This is a genomic window from Azohydromonas caseinilytica, from assembly GCF_012927045.1.
GTDB classification, from domain to species: Bacteria; Pseudomonadota; Gammaproteobacteria; order Burkholderiales; family Burkholderiaceae_C; genus Azohydromonas; species Azohydromonas caseinilytica.
Genome location: NZ_JABBFW010000002.1, coordinates 88522 through 106358, shown reverse-complemented (window position 1 = coordinate 106358; position 17837 = coordinate 88522). Strand labels below are relative to the sequence as shown.

At 70.1% G+C, this 17837-nt stretch carries 19 protein-coding genes and 2 tRNA genes; 10 read left to right on the top strand and 11 right to left on the bottom strand.

Annotated features, from left to right (window positions below; translation table 11 throughout):
• Window positions 1-22 precede the first annotated feature (22 nt).
• Both HHL10_RS03630 and HHL10_RS03625 read left to right on the top strand, forming a co-directional pair.
• Window positions 23-283, top strand: a complete 261-nt coding sequence (locus HHL10_RS03630; protein ID WP_169158988.1) for a hypothetical protein — start codon at window positions 23-25, stop codon at window positions 281-283.
• A 187-nt stretch (window positions 284-470) separates the two neighbouring features.
• Entirely contained in the window at window positions 471-2774 is a 2304-nt protein-coding gene (locus HHL10_RS03625; protein WP_169158987.1) for an ATP-binding protein, read from the top strand.
• A 73-nt stretch (window positions 2775-2847) separates the two neighbouring features.
• Here the strand turns inward: HHL10_RS03625 and murB are convergent, their stop codons facing one another.
• Complete coding sequence (gene murB, locus HHL10_RS03620; RefSeq protein WP_169159304.1) at window positions 2848-3876, bottom strand: UDP-N-acetylmuramate dehydrogenase; 1029 nt, start codon at window positions 3874-3876, stop codon at window positions 2848-2850.
• Window positions 3877-3927: 51 nt separating this feature from the next.
• Here murB and HHL10_RS03615 point away from each other — a divergent pair, with 51 nt between their 5' ends.
• The 4 genes from HHL10_RS03615 to HHL10_RS03600 all read left to right on the top strand — a co-directional run bounded on the left by HHL10_RS03615 (window position 3928) and on the right by HHL10_RS03600 (window position 7232).
• On the top strand, window positions 3928-4425 hold the full coding sequence (locus tag HHL10_RS03615; RefSeq protein WP_169158986.1) for a YajQ family cyclic di-GMP-binding protein: 498 nt from the start codon (window positions 3928-3930) through the stop codon (window positions 4423-4425).
• Window positions 4426-4612: 187 nt separating this feature from the next.
• A complete protein-coding gene (locus HHL10_RS03610; RefSeq protein ID WP_169158985.1) occupies window positions 4613-5461 on the top strand; it encodes a CheR family methyltransferase in 849 nt (282 codons plus the stop codon).
• The gene (gene cheD, locus HHL10_RS03605; protein WP_169158984.1) at window positions 5461-6108 is read left to right on the top strand and encodes a chemoreceptor glutamine deamidase CheD; all 648 of its coding nucleotides are present in this window, start codon (window positions 5461-5463) and stop codon (window positions 6106-6108) included. The genes HHL10_RS03610 and cheD overlap by 1 nt, the downstream gene beginning before the upstream one ends.
• 11 nt (window positions 6109-6119) lie before the next feature.
• Window positions 6120-7232, top strand: a complete 1113-nt coding sequence (locus HHL10_RS03600) for a protein-glutamate methylesterase/protein-glutamine glutaminase (protein WP_169158983.1) — start codon at window positions 6120-6122, stop codon at window positions 7230-7232.
• Window positions 7233-7636: 404 nt separating this feature from the next.
• Here the strand turns inward: HHL10_RS03600 and hemW are convergent, their stop codons facing one another.
• Genes hemW through HHL10_RS03575 form a run of 5 tightly spaced genes read right to left on the bottom strand, consistent with a single transcriptional unit; the run spans window position 7637 to window position 12162 of the window.
• Window positions 7637-8881: a radical SAM family heme chaperone HemW gene (gene hemW, locus HHL10_RS03595; protein ID WP_169158982.1), complete on the bottom strand. Its 1245-nt coding sequence runs from the start codon at window positions 8879-8881 to the stop codon at window positions 7637-7639.
• Window positions 8874-9506, bottom strand: a complete 633-nt coding sequence (locus HHL10_RS03590; RefSeq protein ID WP_169158981.1) for a non-canonical purine NTP pyrophosphatase — start codon at window positions 9504-9506, stop codon at window positions 8874-8876. Before HHL10_RS03590 ends, hemW begins: the two co-directional genes overlap by 8 nt.
• Window positions 9503-10240: a ribonuclease PH gene (gene rph, locus HHL10_RS03585; protein WP_169158980.1), complete on the bottom strand. Its 738-nt coding sequence runs from the start codon at window positions 10238-10240 to the stop codon at window positions 9503-9505. Before rph ends, HHL10_RS03590 begins: the two co-directional genes overlap by 4 nt.
• 22 nt (window positions 10241-10262) lie before the next feature.
• A complete protein-coding gene (locus HHL10_RS03580) occupies window positions 10263-11159 on the bottom strand; it encodes a PP2C family protein-serine/threonine phosphatase (RefSeq protein ID WP_169158979.1) in 897 nt (298 codons plus the stop codon).
• A 34-nt stretch (window positions 11160-11193) separates the two neighbouring features.
• Window positions 11194-12162: a serine/threonine protein kinase gene (locus HHL10_RS03575; protein WP_169158978.1), complete on the bottom strand. Its 969-nt coding sequence runs from the start codon at window positions 12160-12162 to the stop codon at window positions 11194-11196.
• A 28-nt stretch (window positions 12163-12190) separates the two neighbouring features.
• Between HHL10_RS03575 and HHL10_RS03570 the strand changes: the two genes are divergently transcribed.
• The 4 genes from HHL10_RS03570 to HHL10_RS03555 all read left to right on the top strand — a co-directional run bounded on the left by HHL10_RS03570 (window position 12191) and on the right by HHL10_RS03555 (window position 16356).
• Window positions 12191-13099 carry a YicC/YloC family endoribonuclease gene (locus HHL10_RS03570; RefSeq protein WP_169158977.1) on the top strand — a complete coding sequence of 303 codons (909 nt, stop codon included), beginning with the start codon at window positions 12191-12193 and terminating at the stop codon, window positions 13097-13099.
• A 23-nt stretch (window positions 13100-13122) separates the two neighbouring features.
• Window positions 13123-13743 carry a guanylate kinase gene (gmk, locus tag HHL10_RS03565; RefSeq protein WP_169158976.1) on the top strand — a complete coding sequence of 207 codons (621 nt, stop codon included), beginning with the start codon at window positions 13123-13125 and terminating at the stop codon, window positions 13741-13743.
• 34 nt (window positions 13744-13777) lie between these two features.
• Complete coding sequence (rpoZ, locus tag HHL10_RS03560) at window positions 13778-13981, top strand: DNA-directed RNA polymerase subunit omega (protein ID WP_169158975.1); 204 nt, start codon at window positions 13778-13780, stop codon at window positions 13979-13981.
• A 95-nt stretch (window positions 13982-14076) separates the two neighbouring features.
• Window positions 14077-16356 (top strand): RelA/SpoT family protein, encoded by a 2280-nt coding sequence (locus tag HHL10_RS03555; protein WP_169158974.1) that lies wholly within the window; start codon window positions 14077-14079, stop codon window positions 16354-16356.
• A gap of 40 nt (window positions 16357-16396) precedes the next feature.
• Here the strand turns inward: HHL10_RS03555 and greB are convergent, their stop codons facing one another.
• The 5 genes from greB to HHL10_RS03530 all read right to left on the bottom strand — a co-directional run bounded on the left by greB (window position 16397) and on the right by HHL10_RS03530 (window position 17812).
• A complete protein-coding gene (gene greB / locus HHL10_RS03550) occupies window positions 16397-16957 on the bottom strand; it encodes a transcription elongation factor GreB (protein WP_169158973.1) in 561 nt (186 codons plus the stop codon).
• 105 nt (window positions 16958-17062) lie between these two features.
• A complete protein-coding gene (locus HHL10_RS03545) occupies window positions 17063-17326 on the bottom strand; it encodes a hypothetical protein (RefSeq protein ID WP_169158972.1) in 264 nt (87 codons plus the stop codon).
• Between the two features lie 132 nt (window positions 17327-17458).
• Window positions 17459-17535: transfer RNA gene (locus HHL10_RS03540), tRNA-Arg, on the bottom strand.
• 42 nt (window positions 17536-17577) lie between these two features.
• Window positions 17578-17763 (bottom strand): hypothetical protein, encoded by a 186-nt coding sequence (locus tag HHL10_RS03535; RefSeq protein ID WP_169158971.1) that lies wholly within the window; start codon window positions 17761-17763, stop codon window positions 17578-17580.
• Window positions 17736-17812 (bottom strand) — tRNA-Arg (locus HHL10_RS03530). The genes HHL10_RS03535 and HHL10_RS03530 overlap by 28 nt, the downstream gene beginning before the upstream one ends.
• Window positions 17813-17837: the final 25 nt, after the last annotated feature.

Sequence of the window (17837 nt, the reverse complement as noted above, 5' to 3'; positions counted from 1 at the left end):
CACGACCAAGAAGCTTTTCCCCATGCAAACGACTTTCGCCGACACCGTCCTCAACATCACCGTCACCGGTCCGCTGGTGCGGCTGGAGCTGGGCACGGTCACCCCGGCGCCGGGCTCCAACGGCAAGCAGGAGTTCACCACCACGCCGACGCAGCAGGTGGTCATGCCGCTGGAGGGCTTCATCCGCGCCTTCGGCATGCAGGAGACGGTGATCAAGAAGCTCGTCGCCGACGGCGTGATCAAGGCCCAGCCCGCAGCCGCGCCGGGTGCCGCAGCGGGCTGAAGGCGCGTCGCCGGGGCCGCTTGCGGGTGGCGGCCATAATCGGCTGGTTGCGCACGCGCGCCGTGCGCCTGGAGTCCCGAGCCTTGAGAGTCCCGAGTTGCAGTCTCCCTCCACCGGCCGGAGTCACGCCGTCGCAGGCGCGGCGCCTTCCTCTGGCCCTGCGGCGCCCGATGCGGGCGGCAATTCCATGAACACTCCCGCGCGCAGCAACGTGCGCGCGCGGCTGCTGCGCTGGCTGGCCGTGGCGTTGGCGGCCCTGGCCGGCGTGGGCGTGATCCAGTGGCAGCAGGTCGAGCGCCTGCACCGCCTGGCCGAGTACCAGGACGACTACCTGCTGCTGGGCCTGCAGCAGCTGCACAGCGACTACCTGGAGCTGCGCAGCCTGTGGCGCGCGCCGCCGGGGCCGGCGCGCGACGGCGACTCCCTGCAGCAGCGCTACGAGGCCTTCGTCGGCCGCGTGGGCCTGCTCGAAGGCGAGCAGGCGCAGCGCCTGATGGAGCACAGCCCCGAGCTGGAGCGCTCCGCGCGCGTGCTGCGCGACTTCGTCGAGCGCGCCGACCTCTACCTGGGCGCGCAGCCCAAGGCGCGGCTGAGCGAGGAGTCGCACCGCGCGCTGCAGCAGGAGCTGGAGGCACTGGACGAGCCCATCCGCATCCTGTCGCGCGACAGCGCGCAGCAGGTGGCCGCACAGATCGCGCAGCGCCACGCGCTGGTGGCCGAGCATGTGCGCGTGGACCTGGCGCTGACGCTGCTGCTGGCCGGCGGCGCCCTGGCACTGGCCCTGGGGCTGCTGCGCCAGCGCCAGAAGCTCGACCAGCGCAGCGCCGGGGTGGAGCTGCTGGCGCAACGGCTGCGCGAGGCGCGCCAGGAGTCCGAAGCCGCCAGCCAGGCCAAGAGCGCCTTCCTGGCCAACATGAGCCACGAGATCCGCACGCCCTTCCAGGGCCTGCTGGGCATGCTGGCACTGCTGCGCGACACGCCGCTGGAGCCGCGCCAGCAGGAGTACCTGCGCACCGCCGGCGAGGCCGCCGACCACCTGCTGTCCATCCTCAACGACATCCTGGACATGTCCAAGCTGGAGGCCGGCACGCTGGCGCTGCTGAGCGAGCCGGTGGCGCTGCGCCCGCTGGTGGCCGATGTCGAGGCGGTGATGCGCCCGCGCGCCATGGCCAAGGGCCTGGCGCTGCGCGTGCACGTCGCGCCGGAGCTGCCCTCGGCCCTGGAGATCGACGGCACGCGGCTCAAGCAGGTGCTCACCAAGCTGATGAACAACGCCATCCAGTTCACCGACAGCGGCTCGGTGACGCTCAACGTGCGCCTGGGCAACGTCAGCGGCACCTTCGAATGCGCCGTCACCGACACCGGCATCGGCATGGACGAGTACACGCTGAGCCGGCTGTTCCAGCGCTTCGTGCAGACCGGCGGGCCGCGCCGCCATGGCGGCACGGGGCTGGGGTTGGAGATCTCGCGCCACCTGGCGCGGCTCATGGGCGGTGACCTGCTGGTGCAGAGCAGCCCCGGCGCGGGCAGCTCCTTCACGCTGGTGCTGCCGCTGGTGGAGGCGCAGGAGCCCGCGCTGCCCGAGGCCGAGGAGCGCACGCTCGTGGCGGGCCTGCGCGTGCTGGTGGCCGAGGACCACGAGATCAACCGCCGCTACCTCGGCGCGCTGCTGGACCGGCTGGGCCACCGCGCGCGCATCGTGCGCAACGGCGTGGACGCGGTGCAGGCGGTGGCCGAGCAGCGCTTCGACCTGGTGCTGATGGACCTGCACATGCCCGTGCTCGACGGCGCCGGGGCGACGCAGGCCATCCGCGCCCTGCCCGCGCCGGCCGGTCAGGTGCCCATCGTGGCGCTGACCGCCGACGCCCTGCCCGAGACGCGCCAGCGCTGCCTCAATGCCGGCATGAACGACGTGCTCACCAAGCCCGTGACGCTGCAGCAGCTGGCACAGGTGATGCGCCGCCAAGCCCGCACGCGCCAGCCCCAGGGCGCGGCAGCCGAGAGCGCCGCCACGCCGGCGGCTGCGGCCGCGGCCGCCGACCCGGTGCTGGTGGACGAGGCCACCGCCACCGGCGTGGCCCAGGTGCTGTCGGCGCCGCACTACCGCTCGCTGGTGCAGCGCTACCTGGACGATCTGGGCGTGCAGATCCCGGAGCTGTCGCAGAAGCTGCACGCGCTGCAGGACGCGCTGGCGGCCGACGAGGCCACCGCCTCCGGCGCGCCGGAGGCGGATGCCGCGGCGACCGACGCCGTGCGCGCGCAGGAGCCGGCCCTGCGCAGCGAGCTGCGCGAGGCCGCACATGCCGCCAAGGGCGCCGCGCTCAACCTGGGCCTGCCGGGGCTGGCGCAGGCGGCCGTCGAGGTCGAGAAGAACGCCTCGACCGCCGAGCCCGCGGCGCTGATCGCGGCACTGCAGCGCTGGAGCGCGCTGCTGCCGGCCACGCGCCAGGCGCTGCAGCAGTGCGGGCTGCTGCAGGACGAGACGGTGTGATTTCCTGATCCCGTTCGCCCTGAGCCTGTCGAAGGGCTCAGCCCGAACGGGAAGTTTTGTGGGACGGCGTCCGCTACACCACCACCGGCTCGGGTTCGAGCCGGATGCCGAAGCGGCCGTAGACGCTTTCCTGGATGGCGCGCGCCAGCGTCAGCACCTCCGCGCCGCTGGCGCCGCCGCGGTTGACCAGCACCAGCGCCTGCTTCTCGTACACGCCCGCGCGCCCGATGCTCTTGCCCTTCCAGCCGCAGGCGTCGATGAGCCAGCCCGCGGCCAGCTTGACCCGGCCGTCGGCCAGCGGGTAGTGCACGATGTGCGGGTCGCGGCCGATGATGTCGCGGCACTGCTCGGCGCTGACCACCGGGTTCTTGAAGAAGCTGCCGGCATTGCCGATGGCCGCCGGGTCGGGCAACTTGGCGCGGCGGATGGCGCAGACCCAGTCGAAGATCTGGCGGGCGTCCGGCTCATGCACACCGGTTTCGGCCATCTTCTTCTCCAGATCGACGTAGCCGAGCACCGGCTGCCAGGGCCGCGGCAATCTGAAACGCACGCGCGTGATGAGGCTCTTGCCCGCGAGGCCGGCGAAGCCGCCCTGCTTGAAGACGCTGTCGCGGTAGCCGAAGCGGCAGGCGTGGGCGCTGAGCGTGACGCTGCGCCCCGTGACCAGGTCCACCGCGTCCAGCGACTCGAAGCGGTCCTTGAGCTCCAGCCCGTAGGCGCCGATGTTCTGCACCGGCGAGGCGCCCACGGTGCCGGGAATCAGCGCCATGTTCTCCAGGCCGGGGAAGCCGTGCGCCAGCGTCCACTCCACCAGGCCGTGCCAGCTCTCGCCGGCGCCGGCCTCGATGATCCAGGCGTCCGGGCGCTCCTCGACCAGCCGGATGCCGGACACCTCGACCTTGAGCACCAGCGCCGCCACGTCGCGCGTGAGCACGGTGTTGCTGCCGCCGCCCAGCACCAGTTTCGGAGCGCGGCCGAGCTCGGGATGGTCCAGCACGCGGCGCACGTCGGCGTCGCTGCGGATGCGCACCAGCTGGCGCGCCTGCGCGGGCAGGCCGAAGCTGTTGTAGGGCCGCAGGCTCAGACCGCGCTCGATGGACAGGGATTGCTGCATGGCAGAATTTTCGCCGATCCCCTCTTTTACCCCTCCCAAATGCCCAGTTTCGATACCGTCCTCCAGCCTGAACTCGTCGAGGTGCGCAACGCCGTCGACCAGAGCAACAAGGAAATCGGCACCCGCTTCGACTTCAAGGGCTCCGACGCGCGCGTCGAGCTCGCCGACAAGGGCAAGGACAAGGAGCTCACGCTCTACGCCGACAGCGATTTCCAGCTCGGCCAGGTCAAGGACGTGCTGCTGGCCAAGCTCACCAAGCGCAACGTGGACGTGCGCTTCCTCGACGACAGCGCCAAGCCCGAGAAGATCGGCGGCGACAAGCTCAAGCAGCTCGTCAAGCTCAAGGCCGGCATCGACGCCGAGACGGGCAAGAAGATCCAATCGCTCATCAAGCAGAGCAAGATCAAAGTCCAGGCCTCCATCCAGGGCGACACTGTGCGCGTGAGCGGCACCAAGCGCGACGACCTGCAAGCCGTCATCGCGCTGCTGCGCAAGGACATCGACCTGCCGCTGGGCTTCGAGAACTTCAGGGACTGAAGGTTCGGCAGCCCGGCATCCGCCGCAGCTCAGGGCACGTACGGCCTGGCGGCGTGAATTGCGACACCTTGTAAGCGTTGTTCGGCCCTTGGAAGTCGCACCGGGAGTGCAGACTGGCGAGGGCTGAGCCGCCGCCCGCTTCCCCGCGCACCGGCGCGCGGCCATCGGTATCGCCCTTCACCCTGCCATGAGCCTTTCCCCTCCTCCCGTTGCCGTGCCCCCCGAAGGCGAGTTCCCCTTCGGCAGTGCCGACTTCGAGCGCGTGCGCCAGCTCATCTACCAGCGAGCGGGCATCAGCCTGCACGCGGGCAAGCAGGCCATGGTCTACAGCCGGCTCTCGCGCCGGCTGCGCGAGACCGGGCACCGCAGCTTCGCCGACTACCTGCACGCGCTGGAGAGCGCGCGCGGCCCGGCGGCCGACACCGAGTGGCAGGAGTTCGTCAACTGCCTGACCACCAACCTCACCGCCTTCTTCCGCGAGGAGCACCACTTCCACGCGCTGGCCGAGGAGCTGCGCCGCCGCGGCAGCCACATCCAGCGCATCTGGTGCTGCGCCGCCTCCACCGGCGAGGAGCCCTACTCGCTGGCGATGACGGTGCTGGAGTACGCCCCGAACCCGCAGGGCGTGCGCATCCTGGCCAGCGACATCGACACCAAGGTGCTGGCCACCGCGCAGCGCGGCATCTACGACGCCGGCTCGCGCGGCCTCAGCCCCGAACGCCTCAAGCGCCACTTCCTGCGCGGCACCGGCGCCAATGCCGGGCGCATGAAGGTCAAGCCCGAAGTGGCACGGCTGCTGAACTTCTTTCCCTTCAACCTCATGAGCACCCACTGGGAGCTGGGCGAGCCCTTCGACGTGGTGTTCTGCCGCAACGTGATGATCTATTTCGACGCCCCGACCCAGATGCAGGTGCTGCAGCGCCTGCACCGTGCCATGAAGCCCGGCGCGCTGCTGTTCGTGGGCCACTCGGAGAACTTCGGCGACGCGCGCACGCTCTTCAAGCTGCGCGGCAAGACCATCTACGAGCGCGTGTGATGGCGGCGTCCCCCCTTGCGATGTCAGGCAGCCTGCAGAGCTCGGCTCGGCTGGACGAGTTGCGCTCGCAACGCCGCAAGCCCGGCGAGGCCTCCTTCTTCTTCTACGACGCGCACTTCCGCCGCGAGGCCGTGAAGGTGCTGCCGGGCGAGTACTTCGTGCACGACCAGGACAACATCCTGATCATGACCACGCTGGGCTCGTGCATCGCCGCGTGCCTGTGGGACCGCGACCGGCGCGTCGGCGGCATGAACCACTTCATGCTGCCCGATGCCGGCGACGGTGGCCGCTACGGCCTGTACGCCATGGAACTGCTCATCAATGAGCTGATGAAGCGCGGCGCCTCGCGCTCGGCGCTGGAGGCCAAGGTCTTCGGCGGCGGGGCCGTGCTCGGGGGCATGACCACGCTCAACGTGGGTGAGCGCAACACGCGCTTCGTGCTGGACTACCTCAAGACCGAGCGCATTCCCGTCGTGAGTTCCGACGTGCTGGACGTGTACCCGCGCAAGGTGTGCTTCGAGCCCGCCAGCGGCCGCGCCAAGGTCAAGCGCCTGGCACCCACGGCCATGGGCGAACAGCTGCTGGCGCAGGAGCGCGCCGCGGCCAAGGCCGTGCCCTCCGACGCCGGCTCGATCGAACTTTTCTGACTGGAACCGACATGGCAGCAATCCGTGTGGTGGTGGTGGACGACTCGGCGCTGGTGCGCTCGCTGCTCAAGACCCTCATCGACCGCCAGAGCGACATGCAGTGCGTGGGCACTGCCGCCGACCCCTTCGCCGCGCGCGAGCTCATCCGCGAGGTCTCGCCCGACGTGGTGACGCTGGACATCGAGATGCCGCGCATGGACGGGCTGGAGTTCCTGGCGCGGCTGATGCGGCTGCGCCCCACGCCGGTGGTGATGGTGTCCACGCTGACCGAGCGCGGCGCCGAGGCCACGATGCGCGCGCTGGAGCTCGGCGCCGTGGACTTCGTGAGCAAGCCGCGCCTGGGCGTGGCCGAGGGCCTGCACCAGCTCTCCGACGAGATCTGCGACAAGATCCGCGCCGCCGCGCGCTCGCGCATCTGGCGCCGCGTGCAGCCGCCCTGCGCGGCGCCCACCGCGGAAGCGCAGCGGGCCGCGACCCCGGCTGCAACCACCCCCGTCGTCGCACCGCGCGGCCTGGGCCGGCTGTCCACCGAGAAGCTGATCTTCATCGGCGCCTCCACCGGCGGCACCGAGGCCACGCGCGAGGTGCTCACCAGCCTGCCGCCGGACTCTCCGGCGGTGCTGATCACGCAGCACATGCCCCCGGGCTTCACGCGCAGCTACGCCGCGCGGCTGAACTCGCTGTGCCGGCTCACGGTGCGCGAGGCCACCGACGGCGAGCGGCTGCTGCCCGGCCACGCCTACCTCGCCCCCGGCGGGCTGCACCTGAGCGTGGAGCGCAGCGGCGCCAACTACATCGCGCGCGTGCGCGACGGCGAGCCGGTCAACCGCCACAAGCCCTCGGTGGAAGTGCTGTTCGAGTCGGCCGCGCGCGTGGCCGGCCCCAACGCCTTCGGCGTGATGCTCACCGGCATGGGCGCCGATGGCGCCAAGGCCATGAAGCTCATGCGCGACGCCGGCGCCTACAACATCTGCCAGGACGAGGCCAGCTGCGTCGTCTTCGGCATGCCGCGCGAGGCCATCGCGCACGGCGCCGCGCACGAGGTGCTGCCGCTGCAGCGCATCGGCGCGCGGCTGATGGAGCAGCTCGCCGCCACCGCCAGCGGGCCCACGCACCGGGTTTGATTCCAACTCGCGCTTGCCAGTGACGTATTCCGTTCGTCCTGATGCTTCGGTACCTCAGCACAGGGCGCGCCTGTGGCGCGTCGAAGGATGAACGGCCCCTGCTGTAAGCCAGGCCGCGAGAGCCTCACGGATTCGCACTTCGATACCAGTACGAGCGTCCCGGAGAGCCAGCGGTTCCAAGGCGCTGCACCAGCCTTACGGATTCGTCCTTCGATACCTCAGGACGAACGGGTCATTTCACAACCACAGGAATTTGGAATGAGGCGCCCGTACCGCGGCGCGGGCCGGTTTGTTCACCAAGGGTTTACAGTTTTCTCACTCTAAGGCCGTCGAGTGAGAAAACTGTTGACTGGTGGTTGACAATACACCGCCGGATGCAGGGCGTGCTGCCCGCGATCCCGGCCTCAGCCTCCCGGCAGGAACAGCGCCTGCAGGTCGCTCAGGAAGTCGAAGCCCCGCGCGCTCGGCCGCACCACGTCCCCTTCGCGCTCCAGCAGGCCGCGGCGCTCGCCCTCGGCCAGCGCGCGCTGGATCGCCTGCAGCGGCTGCCCGGTGCGCTCGCTGAAGCGGCTCAGCTCGAAGCCCTCCTTCAGGCGCAGCGCGTTGAGCACGAACTCGAAAGGCAGCTCCTTGGGCGTGACGGCCTGCTCGTTGGAGACGGCCTGCCCCTCGCGCGCCTTGGCCATGTAGGTGGCGGGCTCGCGCCAGCGCTGCTGGCGCACGATGCGGTCGGGGAAGCTGATCTTGCCGTGCGCGCCGGCACCGATGCCCAGGTAGTCGCCGAACTCCCAGTAGTTCAGGTTGTGCACGCAGCGGTGCCCGGGGCGCGCGAAGGCCGAGACCTCGTAGCGCTGCAGCCCGGCCTCGGCCGTGCGCTGCACCAGCAGGTCCAGCATGTCGGAGGCCAGGTCGTCGTCCGGCAGCCCCTCGGGCGGGCGCGTGGCGAAGCGGGTGTTGGGCTCCAGCGTCAGGTGGTAGATGGACAGGTGCGGCGGCGCGAAGGACAGCGCCTCGTCCAGGTCGCGCTGCAGCATGGGCAGGCTCTGCCCGGGCAGCGCGTACATCAGGTCGATGTTGAAGGTGTCGAAGGCGGCGGCCGCCTCCGCCACCGCCGCGCGCGCCTGGCCGGCGTCATGGACGCGGCCGACCGCCTGCAGCATCGCGTCGTCGAAGCTCTGGACGCCGATGGACAGCCGCGTCACGCCCGCGGCGCGGTAGCTCCTGAAGCGGTCCTTCTCGAAGGTGCCGGGGTTGGCCTCCAGCGTGACCTCGCAGCCCGGCTCCAGCGGCAGCCGGGCGCGGATGTCCATCAGCAGCCGGTCGATGGCTTCGGGCTCGAACAGGCTGGGCGTGCCGCCGCCGATGAAGATGCTGTGCACGCGCCGGCCCCAGACCTGCGGCAGCGCGGCCTCCAGGTCGGCCATCAGCGCGTCGAGGTAGTCGCGCTGCGTCTGCGGCGCCAGCTCGCCGCCGCCGCGCACCTCGTGCGAGTTGAAGTCGCAGTACGGGCACTTGCGCAGGCACCAGGGCAGGTGCACGTACAGCGACAGCGGCGGCAGCGCCTGCAGCGCGATGGCGCCGGGGCGCAGCAGCCGGATCGGCGCCGCCGCGGGCGTGCCGGGCGCGGCCGGCTCGTGATGTTCAGCCAAGGTGCCAGGCCTCCCGCATCAGCGCCGCCATCTGGCGCGCGGCCAGCGCGCGGTGGCTGTGCGCGTTCTTCACCGCCGCATCGAGCTGCGCCACGGCCTGGCCCAGCGCCGGGATGAACAGCAGCGGGTCGTAGCCGAAGCCGCCCTCGCCCGCGGGCTGCTCCAGGATGTGCCCCTCCCAGCGGCCGAAGGCGATCAGCGGCTCCGGGTCCTGTGCATGGCGCAGCGCCACCAGCGTGCACACGAAGCGCGCGCGCCGGTCCTCGCTGCCCTGCAGCCGCTGCAGCAGCAGTGTGTTGTTGGCGGCATCCTGGCGCTCACGGTAGGCCTCGCGCGGCAGCCACGATGGCAGCTCCACCGGCGCGTAGTGCGCCGAGACCACGCCGGGCGCGCCGCCCAGGGCGTCCACGCACAGGCCGGAGTCGTCGGCGATGGCCGCGCCGCCGGCGGCCTGCGCCGCGTGCCGGGCCTTGGCCAGCGCGTTCTCCACGAAGCTGATGTGCGGCTCCTCGGCCTCGGCGATGCCCAGCGAGCCCTGCGTCACCAGTTCCACCGGCAGGCCCGCGAACAGGCTGCCCAGCTCGGCCAGCTTCTTGGCGTTGTTGGAGGCCAGGACGAGCCTCATGCCAGCACCTCGGCCAGCGCGCGGCGCTGCAGCTCGACCAGCTCGGCGATGCCCTGGGCGCCCAGGGCCAGCAGCGCGTCGAGCTGCTGGCGGCTGAAAGGCGCGCCCTCGGCCGTGCCCTGCACCTCGACGATGCCGCCGTTGCCGGTCATGACGATGTTCATGTCGGTGTCGCAGGCTGCGTCCTCCACGTACTCCAGGTCCAGCAGCGGCGTGCCCTCGACCAGGCCCACCGAGACGGCCGCCACCGCGTCGCGCAGCGGCGAGCGCTGAATGAGGCCGCGCTCCAGCAGCCAGCTCACCGCGTCGTGCGCGGCCACGTAGGCGCCGGTGATGGCGGCGGTGCGGGTGCCGCCGTCGGCCTGCAGCACGTCGCAGTCGATGAGGATGCTGCGCTCGCCCAGGGCGGCCAGGTCGAACACCGCGCGCAGCGAGCGGCCGATGAGGCGCTGGATCTCCTGCGTGCGGCCGCTCTGCTTGCCCTTGGCCGCCTCGCGCGCGCCGCGGGTGTGGGTGGCGCGCGGCAGCATGCCGTACTCGGCCGTGACCCAGCCCTCGCCGCTGCCCTTCTTGTGCGGCGGCACGCGCTCCTCGACCGAGGCGGTGCACAGCACCTGCGTGTCGCCAAACGCGACGAGCACGGCGCCCTCGGCGTGGCGGGTGTAGCGGCGGGTGATGCGCACCGGGCGCAGGGCGTCCGCGGCACGGGCTTGCGTGCGTTCAAACACGGTCATGCTTCTCCAGGAAATGAATGGGTTACTTGGGGCGGCGCTGCGCGGAGCGCCGGATGGCTTCGTTGATCTCGCGGATGGAGCGCTCGATCTCCTCGTCGTCGAACTCGTCGGCGGCCTGGGGCGGCGCCTCGGCGGGCTGGATGGTGGAGGAAAAGCCCACGCCGTGATCCTTGGCGTCCTCGTGCGCCTCCTCGGGCGCCTCCCACTGCAGCGCCAGCGCCGTGACGTTGTCGCTGCGCGCGCCGGCGGCATCCAGCGCCTGCTGCACCAGCGCGGGCACGGCGTCGGCCAGGGGCTGCGCCGAGGCCAGGACGCGCGCGATGTCGGCATCGGCCACGCTGCTCCACAGCCCGTCCGAGCACAGCAGCACGCGGTCGCCGGGCCACAGCCGCTGCGGCCCGCCGCCGTCGAGCACCGGCCGGCCCGGGCTGCCCAGGCAGGTGAAGAGCACGTTGCGGTTGCGCTTGGGCCCGGCCGGGTCCAGCGAGCGCTGCAGCTCGGCGTAGGAGTGGTCGCGCGTGCGTGCCAGCAGCTGGCCCTGGCGCAGCAGGTACAGCCGCGAGTCGCCGCAATGCGCCCAGTAGACATGGCGGCCCTGCAGCACGCAGGCCACCATGGTGGTGCGCGGCGTGTCGGTCATGGCGCGCTCGCCGGCATAGCGCAGCAGCTGCTGGTGCGCCGCCAGCAGCGCGTCCTGCAGGAAGCGCTGCGGATCGGCCAGCCGCGGCAGCGCCTCGCGCTGGAACAGCCCGGCCAGCGTCTGCAGCGCCAGCTGCGCCGCGACCTCGCCCTCCGGGTGGCCGCCCATGCCGTCGGCCAGCGCAAAGAGGCCCGCCTCCCGCGTGTAGCAGTAGCCCATGCGGTCCTCGTTCTTGAGGCGGCCGCCCTTGCGGCTGAGCTGGAAGACGCTGAACTTCATGGCCGTCCCGCCCGCGGCTGCCTTGCGGCAGCGCTCAGACCTTGCTCCCGGTCTTGAGGTTCTCGATCTGCAGCTTGAGCCGCTCGCTGAAGGAGAGCTTGGTGTAGCGGCGCTCGGTCTCGCGGCCGAGCTCCTTCTGCAGCGCGAACACGCTTTGCGGACGCGACAGCGGATCGAGCGACATGCACCACTCCGTGACCTCGATGAGGTTGTCGGAGTAGATGTTGCGCAGCCGCGAAAGGCTCAGTGCCAGGCGGTCCTTTTCCAGGCGCTGCGGCGCGTCGTTGGGCGGGTAGCCCTGCATGCAGGCGTAGATGCAGGCGCCCACGGCGTAGATGTCGGTCCAGGGGCCCAGCGTGCCGTCGCGGCGGTACATCTCGGGCGCGGCGAAGCCGGGGGTGTACATCGGGCGGATGAAGTCGCCCTCCTTGGCCAGCACCTCGCGCGCGGCGCCGAAGTCCAGCAGCACGGCGCGGTTGTCGTCGGTGATGAAGACGTTGGCGGGCTTGATGTCGAGGTGCAGCATCTTGTGCTGGTGCACGATGCGCAGCCCGCGCAGCACCTCGTCGAAGAGGCTGCGGATGGTGGACTCGCGGAACACCTTGTCGCGCTTGAGGTCGCGCGCGGTGACGATGAAGTCCTGCAGCGTGTCGCCCTGCAGGTAATTCATCACCATGTACACGGTCTCGTTTTCGCGGAAGAAATTGAGTACCGAGACCACGCTGGGATGGCTGATCTGGGCCAGCGAGCGGCCTTCTTCGAAGAAACTCTTGAGACCTAGGCGGTAGAGCGCCTGCTTGTCGGCACGCACGCGCGGCGCGAGCTCACCGGGGGCGCGTTCGGCCAGCGAAGAGGGCAAATACTCTTTCAGCGCAACGAGATGGCGCTGCTCATCCTCGGCCAGGTACACCACCCCGAAGCCCCCGGCCGCCAGCTTCTTGACGATCTGGTAGCCGCCCACCACGGTGCCGGCTGGCAACGGGGCCGGCTTGGGCTTTGACATAATCGAATTTTGCAATGCGATAAACGCGATGCCAGTTTACAGCATGACCGGTTACGCCAGCGCCAGCGCGGGCGGGGCCACGAATCCGGAAACGGGCGTGGTGGGCAGCAGGGCCAGCGTGGAATTGCGCTCGGTCAACGGCCGCTTCCTGGACCTGAGCCTGCGGCTGCCCGAGGAGCTGCGCGGGCTGGAGCCGGCGCTGCGCGAGCTGGTCAGCGGCGCCGTCAAGCGCGGCAAGGTCGAGCTGCGGCTGACCACCGGTCGCGAGGGCGACGGCGGCTGGCCGCGGCCCACGCCGGAGCAGCTGAGCCTGCTGTCGCGGTTGGAGAGCACGGTACAGGGCTGGCTGTCCAAGGCCGCGCCGCTGTCGGTGCACGAGGTGCTGCAATGGTGCCGCACCGGCGGCAGCAGCGAGCAGCCCGACGAGGCCGTGCTCGAAGCCGCGCGCGCCGCCGTCGAAGGCCTGCGCGAGGCGCGCGAGCGCGAAGGCGCTCGGCTGGTGGCGATCCTGATGGAGCGGGTGCAGCGCCTGCGCGAGCTCGCGGCGCAGGCCGAGCCGCTGGTGCCGCAGGTGGTGCAGCGCCAGCAGCAGCGCTTCCTGGAGCGCTGGCGCGAGGCGCTGCAGACGGCCGGCGCCGGCGCGTCGGTCAGCGCCGAGGCGCAGGCCGAGCGCGCGCTGACCGAGGCCGCGGCCTACGCCATCCGCATCGACGTGGCCGAGGAGCTGTCGCGGCTCAAGGCGCATCTGGACGAGATCGAGCGGCTGCTGGAAAAGGGCGGCGAGCTGGGCAAGCGGCTGGACTTCCTGATCCAGGAGCTGCACCGCGAGGCCAACACGCTGGGCTCGAAGTCCGCGGCGCTGGAGCTCACCGCGGTGTCGGTGGAGATGAAGGTGGCCATCGAGCAGATGCGCGAGCAGGTCCAGAACATCGAGTGACGCAGCACAGGAACGGAATCGGCATGGAAACCCCGGGCAACCTCTTCGTCGTCGCCGCGCCCAGCGGCGCGGGCAAATCCAGCTTGGTCAAGGCGCTGCTGGAGCTGGACTCGCACCTGGCGGTGTCGGTCTCGCACACCACGCGCGCGCCGCGCGGCCAGGAGCAGGACGGGCGCGAGTACCACTTCATCAGCAACGCCCAGTTCGACGCCATGATCGAGCACGGCGACTTCTTCGAATGGGCCGAGGTGCACGGCAACCGCTACGGCACCTCGCGCAACGCCATCGAGGCGCGGCTGCAGGCCGGCGAGGACGTGGTGCTGGAGATCGACTACCAGGGCGCGCTGCAGATCAAGCTGATCTTTCCGTACGCGGTGCTGATCTTCATCCTGCCGCCGAGCTGGGAGGAGCTGCGCCAGCGCCTGCAGCGCCGCGGCGAGGACCATCCGGAGGTGATCGCGCAGCGCATGATCAATGCCCGCCACGAGGTGGCCCAGGCCCGGCATTTCGACTACGTTATAATCAACGCCCTCTTTGAGACGGCGCTCTTTGATCTGAAGACCGTCGTCCACTCCCAGCGCCTGAAGTACGCGTCACAGAAGCGCAGCAAGTCGCAGGTGTTCGCCGCGCTGGATCTCATCTGAACTCCCGAGCTATTTCTCTGAAGGGGAAGCACGCATGGCCCGCATCACCGTCGAAGACTGCCTCCAGAAGATCCCCAACCGCTTCCAGCTCGTGCTGGCCGCCACCTACCGCGCCCGCATGCTGAGCCAGGGCCATGCGCCCAAGCTCGAGAGCAAGAACAAGCCGGGCGTGACGGCGCTGCGCGAGATCGCCGCCGGCGAGGTGGGCCTGGAGATGCTGCGCAAGGTGCCGGTCTGAGCGACTGAGACATCTTCCCGACGGGCGCCTATGGCGCCCGTTCTCATTTGGGCCTGCCGCGAATGCGGGGGGCGATGACAGGCTAAATTCGCTTCATGGGCATTCGTTCCTTCGCCGCCGATCTTTTGCCGTCCGCGCTCCAACTGGGCTCGCGCGCCCCTTCGCAGGCGCCGTCGCGCTCGCCCGAAGTGGCCTCTTTCGCCGCGCTCACCGACAAGCTGTCCTACCTGAGCAAGGCGGACATCAAGAAGGTGCGCGAGGCCTACAAGTTCGCCGACGAGGCGCACCTGGGCCAGTTCCGCGCCAGCGGCGAGCCCTACATCACGCATCCCATCGCGGTGGCCGGCCTGTGCGCCGACTGGCGGCTCGATGCCCAGGCCATCATGGCCGCGCTGATGCACGACGCGATGGAGGACTGCGGCATCACCAAGCCCGAGCTCATCGAGCGCTTCGGCGCCGCCACGGCGGACCTGGTGGACGGGCTGACCAAGCTGGACAAGCTGCACTTCAGCACCCGCGAGGAATCGCAGGCCGAGTCCTTCCGCAAGATGCTGCTGGCCATGGCGCGCGACGTGCGCGTCATCCTCATCAAGCTCGCCGACCGGCTGCACAACATGCGCACCATGGCGGCGATGGCGCCGCACAAGCGCGGGCGCATCGCGCGCGAGACGCTGGACATCTACGCGCCCATCGCGCATCGCCTGGGCCTGAACCAGAGCTACCGCGAGCTGCAGGAGCTCAGCTTCCAGTACCTGCATCCGTGGCGCCACGCGGCGCTGGCCAAGGCCGTGCAGCGCGCGCGCGGTTACCGGCGCGACATCGTCGAGCGCATCCGCAGCGACGTGGAGAAGGCCTTCGCCAACGCCAAGCTCAGGGCCCAGATCTCCGGGCGCGAGAAGACGGTCTACTCCATCTACATGAAGATGCGCGAGAAGCACACCGGCTTCGCGCAGGTCAACGACATCTTCGGCTTCCGCATCGTCGTGCCCGAGCTGTACGACTGCTACCACGCGCTGGGCGTGCTGCACCAGCTCTACAAGCCGGTGCCCGGGCGCTTCAAGGACTACATCGCCATCCCGAAGGCCAACGGCTACCAGTCGCTGCACACCACGCTGGTGAACCCGCTGGGCACGGCGGTGGAGTTCCAGATCCGCACCGAGCCCATGCACGCCGTGGCCGAGAGCGGCATCGCCGCGCACTGGATGTACAAGGTCAAGGACGACAACGGCCTGGGCGAGGCGCAGCGGCTGGGCGCGATGTGGCTGCAGTCGCTGGTGGACATCCAGGACGAGACGCGCGACGCCAACGAGTTCCTGGAGCACGTCAAGATCGACCTGTTCCCCGACGCGGTCTACGTCTTCACGCCCAAGAGCAAGATCCTGGCGCTGCCGCGCGGCGCCACGCCCGTGGACTTCGCCTACACCATCCACACCAACGTGGGCGACCACACCGTGGCCGCCACCGTCAACGGCGAGCCCGTGGCGCTGCGCACCGAGCTCAAGAGCGGCGACGTGGTGGAGATCGTGACCGCGCCGGGCGCGCGCCCGAATCCGGCCTGGCTGAACTTCGTGCGCACGGGCCGCGCGCGCTCCAAGATCCGCCATTACCTCAAGAACATGGAGCAGGAGGAGTCGCGCACGCTGGGCGAGAAGCTGCTGGCGCAGGCGCTGCGCGCCGAAGGCCTGCAGCTGCCGCCCATGGAGGAGCCCGACGCCCAGGCCGCGGCGCTGTGGCAGGCGCTCACGCGCTGGAGCGGCAACCGCGGCCCGGCGGAGCTGCTCACCGACATCGGCCTGGGCAAGAAGATCGCCACGATCGTGGCCAAGCGGCTGGCGCAGCTGATGCACGAGCAGGGCCAGCGCCCCGACGCGGTGACGCTGACCATGGGCCGCTTTGCCGCGCGCGAGGAAGGCGCGCCCTCGCAGGGCGTGGTCACCATCGACGGCAACGAGGGCACCTCGGTGCAGCTGGCACGCTGCTGCCGCCCCATTCCCGGCGACTCCATCGTCGGCTACCTGGGCCGCGGCGAGGGCCTGACGGTGCATACCGCCGAGTGCGCCGTGGCGCGGCGCCTGCACGAGCGCGACGCCGAGCACTGGCTGCCCGTGGAATGGGCCGAGGACATCACCCGCCCCTTCGAGGCCGCGGTGCTGGTGCTGGTGCAGAACGGCAAGGGCGTGCTCGCGCGCGTGGCCTCGGCCGTGAGCGCCGCCGAGGCCGACATCACCCACATCGACATGGGCGACGAGCATGGCGGCGACAGCGTGGAGATGCGCCTGCTGCTGAGCGTGCGCGACCGGCTGCACCTGGCCGACGTGCTGCGCACGCTCAAGCGCGCCCCGGCCGTGATGCGCGCCCAGCGCGTCAAGCCCTGAACGCGGCCTGAACCCAGCGGCGGCCCGCGCCGCCGCTCACTCAAGCGTGGCCCGGCTCGGGGTAGTGCACTTCCAGCACTTCCAGCACCTGAAGGCCACCGGGCGACATGAACTGCACCTCATCGCCCACGCGCGCCTTGAGCAGCGCGCGCGCGATCGGCGCGATCCAGCTGACCTCGCCGCGCAGGCTGTCGACTTCGTCGATGCCCTTGATGGTGATGGTGTGCTCCTCGCCCTGCGCGTCGGCGTAGGTGACGGTGGCGCCGAAAAACACCTGGTCCGAGCCGTGGTGCAGCGACGGGTCGGCGACCTCGGCGACGTCCAGCCGCTTGGTCAGGAAGCGGATGCGGCGGTCGATCTCGCGCAGCCGCTTCTTGCCGTAGAGGTAGTCGCCGTTCTCGGAGCGGTCGCCGTTCTTGGCCGCCCAGGACACCACCTCGACCGTCTTGGGACGCTCCTCGTCGATCAGCTGCAGCAGTTCCGCGCGCAGCCGCGCGTAGCCCTGCGGCGTCATGTAGTTGCGTCCGCCCCCGGGCAGCGGCGGCAGCACCAGATCGTCGTCCTCGTCGCTGTCGCTTTCCTTCGTGAATGCCTTGCTCATGGCGCGATTGTGGCGCCGCCACACAGTCCCTCAGGGTACGGTGCCGGACCGCCGTCCCTGCGACGGCGGTTTCAGGCCCCGGTCCGGCCAGGGCCTCCGGCTCGTTCAGTGCTTGGCGTTGAGCTTGTTGAAGCCGGGATTGGGCGCGAGGTGATGGAGTCCGCCGGGGCTGGCATCCCCTCCTGTGCCGCAGGGAGCCTGCCATTCCCGCAATTCCTGCTCCAGCACCTGCTCGCCGTCGCGGGCGGCCAGCTCGATGAGGGCGGAGACGTTCTCGTCATCCACCAGTTCCCGCCCCAGGCCCTTCTTGAGCTGGCGGTAGATGCCCTGGATCTGGTCCTGGGGGCCGTTGTCCTGAATCTCTTTCATGAGGCTCTCCTCGCATTGAGCGAATGCCTTCAAGTCAGCAATGCAGGTGCCCGAGGCTGGTGCCGCGAAGGAGCCCGGAGCAGGCCCAGAACGACAAAAGGGCCAGCACTTTCGTGCTGGCCCTTGTCTGTTTGGCGCGGCTGGCAGGATTCGAACCCACGACCCCTTGGTTCGTAGCCAAGTACTCTATCCAACTGAGCTACAGCCGCTGCGAGCCCGCTAGTATAACCTGCATTTGAGCGCTTGCACGTTCAAAGCCGATTATTTTTGTCGGCTGCTGCAATCGTTGCGGGTTGCAGCTCGACGACGCCCAGCGAGGCATCTGAAAAACAAAAACCAGCTTGAGGCTTGGTTTCTGCAAACGTCCCGTTGCTCTTGTTCTTGAAGCGGGCAACGGGCTTCTTGTTGTTGGCGCGGCTGGCAGGATTCGAACCCACGACCCCTTGGTTCGTAGCCAAGTACTCTATCCAACTGAGCTACAGCCGCGCGAAGCCTTGAATTCTATACTAGG